At 45.8% G+C, this 10,487-nt stretch carries 6 protein-coding genes and 1 rRNA gene; 1 reads left to right on the plus strand and 6 read right to left on the minus strand.

What is annotated here, in order from left to right; translation table 11 throughout:
* Together ACYVH9_RS31400 and pruA are read right to left on the minus strand one after the other, a co-directional pair.
* Positions 1–123, minus strand: a 16S ribosomal RNA gene (locus ACYVH9_RS31400); the annotation flags it as partial.
* Positions 124–371: 248 nt separating this feature from the next.
* Positions 372–2,003 carry an L-glutamate gamma-semialdehyde dehydrogenase gene (pruA, locus tag ACYVH9_RS31405; RefSeq protein WP_460640418.1) on the minus strand — a complete coding sequence of 544 codons (1,632 nt, stop codon included), beginning with the start codon at positions 2,001–2,003 and terminating at the stop codon, positions 372–374.
* Between the two features lie 160 nt (positions 2,004–2,163).
* Here pruA and thrC point away from each other — a divergent pair, with 160 nt between their 5' ends.
* Positions 2,164–3,468, plus strand: coding sequence for a threonine synthase (gene thrC / locus ACYVH9_RS31410; protein WP_460640419.1), 1,305 nt, complete (start codon positions 2,164–2,166; stop codon positions 3,466–3,468).
* A 38-nt stretch (positions 3,469–3,506) separates the two neighbouring features.
* Here thrC and ACYVH9_RS31415 read toward each other — a convergent pair whose 3' ends face one another.
* The 4 genes from ACYVH9_RS31415 to mnmG all read right to left on the minus strand — a co-directional run bounded on the left by ACYVH9_RS31415 (position 3,507) and on the right by mnmG (position 10,187).
* A complete protein-coding gene (locus ACYVH9_RS31415; RefSeq protein ID WP_460640420.1) occupies positions 3,507–5,309 on the minus strand; it encodes a tetratricopeptide repeat protein in 1,803 nt (600 codons plus the stop codon).
* Positions 5,310–5,763: 454 nt separating this feature from the next.
* A complete protein-coding gene (locus ACYVH9_RS31420) occupies positions 5,764–7,371 on the minus strand; it encodes an Ig-like domain-containing domain (RefSeq protein ID WP_460640421.1) in 1,608 nt (535 codons plus the stop codon).
* Positions 7,372–7,429: 58 nt separating this feature from the next.
* Entirely contained in the window at positions 7,430–8,242 is an 813-nt protein-coding gene (locus ACYVH9_RS31425) for a class I SAM-dependent methyltransferase (RefSeq protein WP_460640422.1), read from the minus strand.
* 82 nt (positions 8,243–8,324) lie between these two features.
* Positions 8,325–10,187, minus strand: coding sequence for a tRNA uridine-5-carboxymethylaminomethyl(34) synthesis enzyme MnmG (gene mnmG, locus ACYVH9_RS31430; protein ID WP_460640423.1), 1,863 nt, complete (start codon positions 10,185–10,187; stop codon positions 8,325–8,327).
* Between the last annotated feature and the right edge of the window lie 300 nt (positions 10,188–10,487).

Raw genomic sequence — 10,487 nt, forward strand, 5'->3', positions numbered from 1 at the left:
TAGGTAGGTTGCTTACGCGTTACGCACCCGTGCGCCACTAATGCATTGCTGCATCCGTTCGACTTGCATGTATTAGGCCTGCCGCTAGCGTTCATCCTGAGCCAGGATCAAACTCTCCATTGTAAATGATTTGTATTGTACTATACGCAGGTACTTATTTCCTTACTTACTTGGTCAACTTGTCAAAGAACGTGTCTTCCTCTTTTGGAAAACTGTGGCTGAAATGTCATTTCTTTCAGCCGTTTTATCTAATTGGGACTGCAAAGGTAGTGGTTTGTTTTACTTAGCGCAAGTCCCTGTTTGAAAAAAACTCAATTATTTTTCATTTTCTTTTCGTGGTACAATTCCTTCTTGAAATTCCTATTTATTGGCTATTCTTCTGCCATAAATGGATAGGTAAAATCGGCTGGCGGAGCTAAATTTTCTTTAATTGCCCGGGGCGAAACCCAGCGCAGCAAATTAAGTATTGACCCCGCTTTATCATTTGTACCCGAAGCCCGGGCACCACCAAATGGCTGTTGACCCACTACGGCCCCTGTTGGCTTATCGTTAATATAGAAATTACCGGCCGCGTTTACCAGCTTTTTGGCTGCCCAGTCAATTACGTAACGATCTTTGGCGAAGAACGCACCTGTCAAGGCGTAAGGTGATGTCTGATCGACCAGCTCGACGGTTTGCTCGAAATTTTCCGGATGGTAGAGATAGATTGTTAAAACGGGGCCAAAAATCTCTTCGCACATGGTGACAGAAAGCGGATCAGAAGATAGCAAAACCGTTGGCTCAATGAAAAACCCGTTGGTTTTATCCACATTGCCCCCAGCAACCACTTCAATGGCTGGGTCATTTTTCGCGTTGGTAATGTAGTTGGTGATTTTGTCAAATGCCCGTTCATCAATGACCGCGTTAACGAAGTTTTGAAAATCCTCGACGCTTCCCATCTTGATTTTTTGCAGGTCAGCAACCAGATACTCCCGAATTTGCTCCCAGAGTGGCACTGGAATATACGCCCGCGAAGCTGCGGAGCATTTTTGGCCCTGGTATTCAAAGGCTCCACGCACCAATGCTGTAGCAACGGTTTTGGGATCGGCTGATTCGTGCACCAGGACGAAATCCTTCCCTCCGGTTTCGCCAACAATACGCGGGTATGATTTATACAAATGAATGTTTTCACCAATTGTTTTCCAGATCTGCTGGAAAACACCCGTGCTGCCCGTAAAGTGAATGCCGCCAAAGTCCGGGTGGTTAAATATCACTTCACCCGCTACGGGTCCATCTACATAAATCAAATTGATGACTCCGTCTGGCAGCCCGGCTTCTTTCAACACGTCCATAATTACTTTCGCCGAGTAAATCTGCTGCGTGGCCGGTTTCCAGACAATGGTATTCCCCATCATGGCTGGAGCGGTTGGTAAATTGCCCGCGATAGCAGTGAAGTTGAACGGCGTAAGGGCAAATATGAACCCTTCGAGAGGACGGTATTCCTGACGGTTCCAGACGCCGGCCGATGAGCGCGGTTGCTGGCTGTAGATTTCCGTCATGTACTGAACATTAAATCGTAGAAAATCGATTAACTCACAAGCGGAATCGATTTCGGCCTGGTAAGCATTTTTGGACTGCCCCAGCATGGTTGCCGCATTGATTTTGTAGCGGTATGGCCCTGCCAGTAATTCAGCCGCCTTCAGAAAGATGCTAGCCCGGTGTTCCCATGACAAATTGGCCCATTCTTCCCGGGCGTTCAATGCCGCGGTTATGGCCTGTTCAACGTGCCCCTGATCCCCTTCATGATAATATCCTAGGATCTGGTGGCGGTTATGCGGAGCAACAATTTCTTTTTTAACCTCGGTACAAACCTCATCGGCACCGATATACATCGGAATATCGATTGTTTTTGAAGAAGCATCGGCTAGCGCATCCTTTAATTGGGCACGCTCATCGGAGCCTGGACGGTATTCTTTAACCGGTTCGTTTTGCGGAAATGGTACCTGAAAAAAGCCTACTGACATGTCGTTTGTTGATAGTTGAAGCTTGCTAAATTATATAATTGAAAGTAAAGGATTTAGGTTCCCACCCATTATTGCGGCTGTTTTTTCTCATTTGTCTATCCTTTTGCTCGCTTAACGGTTTGGGGTTTTGTAACTTGCGGCAATTTTTTAGCTACTGATCATGAAGTTCTACAGTACGAATAATCCTTCCTTCCGTGTTTCTATGGAAGAAGCGTTGCTGCGTAGTTTGCCAGCAGACCGGGGCTTGTATATGCCAGAAACGATCCCTTCAATGGGTGCTAACTTTTTTGATGCTGTTTCGAATGGCTCTTTAGCCGACATTGGTTTCCAAATCAGTTCCGCACTTTTCAACGATGAAATACCGTCTGCTAAGCTGGAAGAACTGGTTCATGAGGCTCTGCCTTTTGATACACCTGTTGTAGCTCTTGAGGATGGTAAAACGCACGTTCTGGAATTATTTCACGGCCCTTCTCTAGCTTTCAAAGACGTAGGGGCTCGGTATATGGCTGCCATGATGGGCTATTTCCTGGAAAAATCGAACCGAGAGGTTCATATTCTGGTGGCAACTTCCGGTGATACTGGCGGGGCCGTGGCAATGGGATTTCTGGGCGTACCTGGTATAAAGGTCACTATTCTATACCCCACTGGCCGCGTCAGCGAATTGCAGGAGAAACAGTTGACCACGCTGGGGCAGAATATATCGGCAATTGAAGTGGACGGTTCTTTTGACGACTGCCAGGCGTTGGTAAAAATGGCATTTACGGATCCGGAACTGAATCAACAATTTAATTTAGCTTCGGCCAATTCAATTAATATTTTCAGATTGATTCCCCAGAGTTTTTACTACGCCCGGGCTTACGGACAAGTAAAACACCTGGGTAAACCGGTCGTCTTCTCAACTCCCAGCGGAAACTTCGGCAATCTGAGTGCCGGCGCGCTAGCGTATAAAATGGGTCTGCCGGTTCATCAGTTTGTTGCTTCTACTAATCTCAATCACGTCGTGCCCAAATACCTTGAGAACGGCATTTATCAGCCTAATCCATCAGTTGAAACAATCTCGAACGCTATGGACGTGGGAAATCCAAGCAACTTCGTTCGTTTGACGCATTTGTTCGACGATAATTTTGAAACGTTAAAACAAAAACTGTCGGGCTATTATTTCACGGATGATCAAACGAAAGAAGCCATGGCTGCTGTTTATCAACAGTTTGGTTATGTGATGTGTCCACACACAGCTGTTGGTTATCTAGGATTAACAAGTTATCAACAATCCAACCCGGATACCTGTGGAATATCGCTGGCTACCGCCCATCCGGCTAAATTTAAAGAGCTGGTTGAGTCAGTTATCCACAATTCTGTCCACATTCCGGAAGCCTTGAAAGAATTGATGAACCGACCCAAAGAAAGCGTTCGAATGAAAGCTGATTTTGCCGAATTCAAAGACTTTCTACTCCAAACTGCCTAACAATCAAAAAGTCCCGCTCTGAAGCGGGACTTTTTGATTTAGTTGATCACATCGCCACGGAGCGATCGAAACCGTTTTCGGGCTTCAGCTCCGAAAATACTACCCGGGTATTTTTGTAAAAGCTGGTTGTAGAGTTCCATCGCTCTGGTTTTGTCTTTTTTGTTTTCTTCGTAGGTTTTCGCGGTCAGGAACAGCGCATCATCGCCCAGCACATCTTCACTGTAGTTTGTCGTTATTTTTTCCAGATCCTGCAAGGCTTCGTCCACCTTATTCTGTTTAATCAGTGTGTTGGCCCGCAGCCATAAAATATTGTCGGCCAGACTATGATCCTTGTAACGCGTATACATTTCGCTAAGGGCAAGGGCCGCTGAATCCACCTTATTCTGAAACAGCATCAACTCAATAGCCGCAAATTCCTTCATGCCGGTTTCGCTCGAATCCAGTCCCGTATTGTCCATGATCAGCAAACTAAGTGCCCCGGCGTCATTGGCAATTTCCCGACTGGTTGCCTGTTTCAGAATATCCAGTACTTCCTTTGACAGCTCAAAATCGCCCTTATAGTAGTGCAAACGAGCATTGCGCAGTTTAGCCTCGTAACCCAATAATTCTTCTTTTTGAGATTTCTCGACTTGAGAATAGAGCAAGGTTGCCTCCCAGGGTTCGCCTTTCAACAGGTAGATATCGCCCATATCCAACTTACAGCGATCGATGAAGTTCTTCTCCGTTTTGCTGATTTCGGTAGCTAGCTGCAGAATGGTCAAGGCTGTATCTTTTTCATCCAGGTAAAACGCGTACAGATTGGCCGTACTTCGAAGAGCCTCCAGCGTACGGGTGTTCTTGCCCAATTCCTGAAACATCTTCTGGTAGTCGGCAATCAACTTTCGTATTTCCAGGTTATCCACCGGATACGTATTTTTTACTTGCTCTTCCCGGGCCTTAATAACCAGCCGACGGGCAAACGCGTACAGCTGCCCTTGCGGATATTCCTTCGCTACGTACTCAAACATGGCCGCTGCGTTCTTATAATCCTTGTTCTGGAGTGCAACGGCTCCTAAGTCATAAACGCGCACACCGGTCAATTTTAGGCGCTTGTCGAGGGCTCGTTCCTGAATGAATGCTTTATAGAACTCTTTCTTCTGCGTTAGGTACCACACGAGCATTTCGGTGTAGAACATTTCATTCGGACTTTCCTGCACTTTTTTGTAAAGTACGGTCTCCAGCATTTTCTGGTCGGCATCTTTAAGGTTATCCTGAAGCATCGCCTGTACATTGTCCCGATTTCCCGGAATTAATCCCCAATGCAACAGTTCGTTGACCATGTCTTCCTTTTTCCCTACTGCACCGTACAAACGCGCCAGCTCGCCAGCGTAAGCCAATGGCTCGCGGCTTTGCTCCCGGCCTTTCCTGAATACTTTGATGGCCCATTCCGGTTTTCGTTTCTCCGCAAAGTCCTGTGCGAGCTCCGGCAAACCGTTCACACTGCTTCCGGCTACCGCAATAGCCTTGTTAAAATAAACTTCTGCTTTAGCTGAATCATTGCGACTTTCTTCCAGCAGACCCGCTTGCAGAAACACATACGGATTTTTGTCATCTCCTTTCACCAGCTTCCGGAATACCTTTTCGGCATCACCTATTTTATTCAGCTTAACTGCACTTTCCACATACTGACTCATCACCTGTTTGCTGGCGCCAGCTTTCATTAACCGCTGGTAGATCGTATACGCTTTTTCGAATTCCCCTTTTTTGAAATATTCATCCGCCAGCTCCGGTCCTTCCTGAGCATATCCAACCGACAAACCTGCCAGCAGTAGCATCATCAGTAGTCCTACTATCTTCTTCATTTTTCTTTTTTTATTTCTTAAATAATAAAGGGTTATTAAAGATTGGTGGCTGTGGATATGTGGACAAGTTTTTTATGCACAATTGATTTTAGAATTTGTGGATAAAAAATGAAACTTATCCACAAAGGCTTAAAACTTATCCACACATAAGATACTGTAAATCAGCTTAAAATTCGATTATCCACATTTGGTGTCTGGAAAACCCACTTCAATTAAGCACATTTCCACATGACAGATAGTCAACATTTCCACATGTTAATTAAGATAGGAATAAGTTGTGGAAAAGCGCAATGTTTTACACGAATCAACGCTTGTCAATCTTTTATCCACAGACGAATCAACATTGTCCACAGCAACTTCTGTACCCGTTCACATTTTATCCACACAATCCACAGACTTTTCCACGTACTTTTCCACCGATTATTTGTGCTTTTTTAATTTTACATTGACCTTTTCAGTTTACGTCAATATTTTCAGAAATGTCAAAGTTGGCCTTGATGGGTATAATGCCTTTGTTGTTGGTGAAGAAATAGATAGGTTCTGGCAGTCGGTTTTCAAGTGGGTTACCGCTATCCCAACGCCCATTACCGTTTTCGTCAATGATAACCCTCAACCGGTAACGCCCTGGTTTAATGTTAACGAATCGGTAACTCGGGTTGTTTATTTGTTTATCGACGAGCTTGAAATTTTCGTCCAGCAGCTCTACAATGAATTGCTTTGCCTTTGTATTGACCTGCCCCGTCAGAATACCGTACTTTTCAGGGTCCCGCAACAAGTAGTTAAGTTCCGTGGCCGCTGTTGAGTCATTGAGCACGCTGATAAACGCACCTTTGCCCAATCGAAGAATAACATTCTGGCGAAAATTGGTTGCCTTCTTTATAATGAAGCGAGTTTGATTTGCCTCCCACCGATAATCCTGACTGGTCAACTCAACACGGTTTGTACTGTCGGTTAGCAACTGTAATGAATCGCTGGTTATTCCTTTAATCGGTTTTGAAAACTGAAGTTCTATTTCCATGTTTCGATCAACATCGCCGTTATCGGCCGGCTTGGCTGTGATAGTTACCGGGTCCGGCGTTTCACGACGTGTAGGTGTTCGGAATTTGAATTTCTGGGTTAATTCAGCTGTATTTTTTAGCGAGTCAATCACGGAGATCTGTACGCGCACGGTATCTGTCGAACTTTTGGCATTGTAAAAGGTCAACTCGGTTGGCGTCCTCAGATACGACGGAATACTGTCTTCCGGGCTTTCAAATTTTACGTTGTACTTTTCGATTCCTCGATCGAACACGTACGTATAACTAGTAACAAGCTGTTGCGACCGGATGGTGCGTGGAGGAGTATTGTTGAATGCAAACAGCTCAAATCTCAGCGTATCATTGTCTGTTTCCAGGTTAAGGTCCCCCGGCAAAAAAGCGGCTTTTTCCGTACTTGGATTTAAAATGAGATTCAGGTTTTTATCATCAAATGCAAATACTTTGTAGCGACCATTGCGTACGTTCTCCAACAAAAAAACACCAGCGGTATCTGTACGTGTAAAGTAGTACGGTTTTGCTTTGGTTGGTGTCAGAGTATCATTTGGAATGTATAACCCCACTAATGTATTCAGGGTGGGTTGGCCAGTTTGGATATCAATGACCTTCCCTCCTACCCTCAATGAATCGATGGTACTGCCTGTGCTGAATACTACCTTCAGATTCAGGGCCGGATTATTTTCTGTGGCATCCTTGACAGCGTCGGTAAAATTGAATGTGTAAGTTGTATTCTCTTTGAAAGGTTTTTCGAAAACCAACCGAAAACTGGTTGGCTTGATTCGGGCTTTGAAAGGGGATTCAGGCTCGGGTGTTATCAGAATTTTTTGGTTCGGATTTTCTACCCGAATGTATTCATTGAAAAAAAGTTCGATGGTTTTTCCATCAAAATTTTTCTGTTTATTGATGGGCATGCTTTTCACCAGCACGGGGGCCAGCGTATCTTTTTTGCCACCGATCGGTGCGGCATATTGTGAACAGGCGTTCAAAAAAACGAGGATGATTCCGAACAGGAAGAGTGCTTGTTTCATTTTTGGCATAAAAAACCCTGAATAGTTGAGCTATTCAGGGCATGGATAATTTAATTATTTATCGAGCCTGAGCGATATAAATCAGGCTCGAATAATTGCCTCCGTTCTGATAAGCTGCCCAATTAGAACGAACGCCGTTCCAAAAACTTTCAAAGTAAGCCGGCTTTCCATCACGGTTTTTGGTACTGAGCATATTTACATAAAAGGCGTCAAACAGCATGGGCTTTTGATCAATGACTTCAAAACCGTACCGACGTAACAACGCCTTCATAGTACTCGGAGAAAAATGATAAAGATGTCGGGGTACGTCATAGGCTGCCCACAACTCTTTGTAATGTTTGGCATCCCAGGAATGATAGTTCGGAACGGCAACGACCAGATGACCATTCGGACGGCAATGCGCCCGAATCCATTCCAGCGTTTCGGGGAGCCGGTGAACGTGTTCCAAGACGTGCCACATCGTAATAACATCGTATTGTTGGTTATCATCCAGCTCCTCGATTGATCTCTTGAGTTCGGTTTGCACTCGTTTTTCGGCCTGGCGTCGGGTGTTGGCATCCGGTTCTGTGCCCATCACCTGCCAGCCAGCTGCCCGACTTGCTGAAAGAAAATAACCCGAACCACTGCCAATATCCAGCAATTTTCCGTTGCGGGGCGACAGTCTTGTGATTAGCTTGACCTTCTGGCGAACCGTTATGGAACGAACTGTGTGGTATAGCCGACTGACAATTCCTTCCCGTGTATCGCTGTGTGAGATGTAGTCATCCGACTGGTAAAACTTTCCGATCTCTTCTTCAACAGGCCGTGGGTTTGTTGCTTTAAAACCGCATTTACCACAGCTTTGAATGGTAAAATCTTCCTTCGAAACCAAAGAATCCTGGCATACAATCCAGTTTGAAAAGGACTGGTTTCCGCAAACAGGACACTCAATCAAGTGCTCAATCATCATACTCTTACCGACCTAAGTACACCATCAAAATTGAAATATCAGAGGTGCTGACGCCACTGATTCGCGACGCCTGACCAATGGTTTGTGGGCGGATTCGCTTTAGTTTTTCCCGACCCTCGAAGGACAAAGCCGACAGGCGGTCGAAGTCAAAATCTGGTCGAATCAGCAGGCTTTCTAACTTCTCTGTTCGTTCTACCGTCAATCGTTCCTTCTCAACATAGCTCTCATATTTTACGGTGATGACGGTTTCCTCCACAGTTTCCTGATTGTAAGCGCGCACGTAATCGGCAACGCCATCCCCCATTCTTTCCAGTTCTTGCCGGTTAATCTCGGGCCGTTTCAAGAGTGCGTAGGGCGATGTTTTTTCCCGAATTGGTGCACTGCCCAATGACTCAAGCAGAGGGTTGATACTTTCCGGATAAACCCTCATTTGCTTCAACTCATCCAAAATGGTCATCACGTTGGCCTGCTTAACGGTCATCAAATCGTAGCGTTCCTGGGTTGCCAAACCAATTTTATGACCCTTTTCGGTGAGTCGCAGATCGGCATTGTCCTGCCTCAGCAGAGTACGGTATTCAGCCCGGGATGTGAACATTCGGTACGGTTCCTCCGTGCCTTTTGTGATCAGGTCATCAATCAGAACACCGATATAAGCTTCCGAGCGTTTCAGCGTAAATGCATCTAACCCCTTGGCCACGTTATGTGCGTTGATTCCCGCCATCAGGCCCTGACAGGCGGCTTCTTCGTAGCCCGTCGTTCCGTTGATTTGACCGGCGAAAAACAAGCCATCAATGAGCTGGGTTTCGAGTGTCTGCTTCAGCTGGGTTGGTGGGAAATAATCGTACTCTACCGCATAACCTGGCCGGAACATTTTTGCGTTCTCAAATCCGGATATCTTACGCAATGCACGGATCTGAACATCTTCCGGCAATGAAGTTGAAAAACCGTTCACGTAGACCTCTACGGTATCCCATCCTTCGGGTTCTACAAAAATCTGGTGACGATCTTTATCCGCAAACCGGTTGATTTTATCTTCTACCGACGGGCAATAACGAGGGCCTAATCCTTTTATTCGACCCGTAAACATGGGCGATTTTTCGAAGCCTGTCTTTAGAACTTCATGGACTTCCGGGTTGGTATAAGTGATCCAACAGTGGCGTTGTTTGGTCAAAGCCGGTGTATTCATGTAGGAGAATTTGCCCGGATTTTCGTCGCCGGGTTGCTCCTCCATCCGGGTATAATCCAAGCTTCGGCCATCGACTCGCGGAGGTGTTCCGGTTTTCATGCGCCCCGCTTCAAAACCCAACTGGATCAGCTGTTCGGTTAGTCCCGTTGCGGATCGTTCGGCGGTGCGCCCTCCTCCGAATGTCTTTTCTCCAATGTATATTTTCCCGTTTAGAAACGTTCCGTTCGTCAGCACAACCGCGTCGGACTGGATCTCCATCCCCATGCTGGTTTTAACACCCGTTACCCGCTTGTCTTTTACGATCACTTCAGTAACGGTGTCCTGCCAGAAGTCAAGGTTAGGTGTTTCTTCCAATGTTTTACGCCACTCTGTCGCAAATAGCATTCGATCACTCTGGCAACGTGGACTCCACATCGCGGGACCTTTTGAACGGTTTAACATCCGAAACTGAATCATGGATTTGTCACTGATGATTCCGGATTGGCCACCCAATGCATCTATTTCCCGCACAATTTGTCCTTTGGCCACCCCGCCCATTGCCGGGTTGCACGACATCTGAGCGATGGTTTGCATGTTCATGGTAATCAGCAAAACTGACGAGCCCATTGTGGCAGCCGCCGTCGCAGCTTCACAACCGGCATGGCCAGCTCCGACCACAATGACGTCATACTTATTGAACATATAATTGAAGTTTTACTAAAGTTTGGAAAATGTTCCACGTGGAAACATTTCACAAGATTGAAGAAAAGTATGAATACAAAAGTAAAAAATAAAAAGAGCACAAAAGGCGAGGATCGCTAAAACAACGAAACATTGGGGCAAAAGATTCAAAAAGAAAAAGGGGCCTAAGCCCCTTAACTGTAGTGGTTCAATAGATACGCTACAGTTGGAAAGGGAAGAAAAGTAGGATAAAACTACGTTTTGGCCCCTTTCCGAAATTTCTTAAGCTGCTTGTCTCGTTTGTACGATTGTACTCGAATG

It is taken from the genome of Larkinella harenae, assembly GCF_054780515.1.

Bases quoted from the DNA above. Each gene is read 5' to 3' on its own strand.
- ACYVH9_RS31420 (WP_460640421.1), bottom strand. From the start codon at position 7,371: ATGAAACAAGCACTCTTCCTGTTCGGAATCATCCTCGTTTTTTTGAAC.
- mnmG (WP_460640423.1), bottom strand. From the start codon at position 10,187: ATGTTCAATAAGTATGACGTCATTGTGGTCGGAGCTGGCCATGCCGGT.
- pruA (WP_460640418.1), bottom strand. From the start codon at position 2,003: ATGTCAGTAGGCTTTTTTCAGGTACCATTTCCGCAAAACGAACCGGTT.
- thrC (WP_460640419.1), top strand. From the start codon at position 2,164: ATGAAGTTCTACAGTACGAATAATCCTTCCTTCCGTGTTTCTATGGAA.
- ACYVH9_RS31415 (WP_460640420.1), bottom strand. From the start codon at position 5,309: ATGAAGAAGATAGTAGGACTACTGATGATGCTACTGCTGGCAGGTTTG.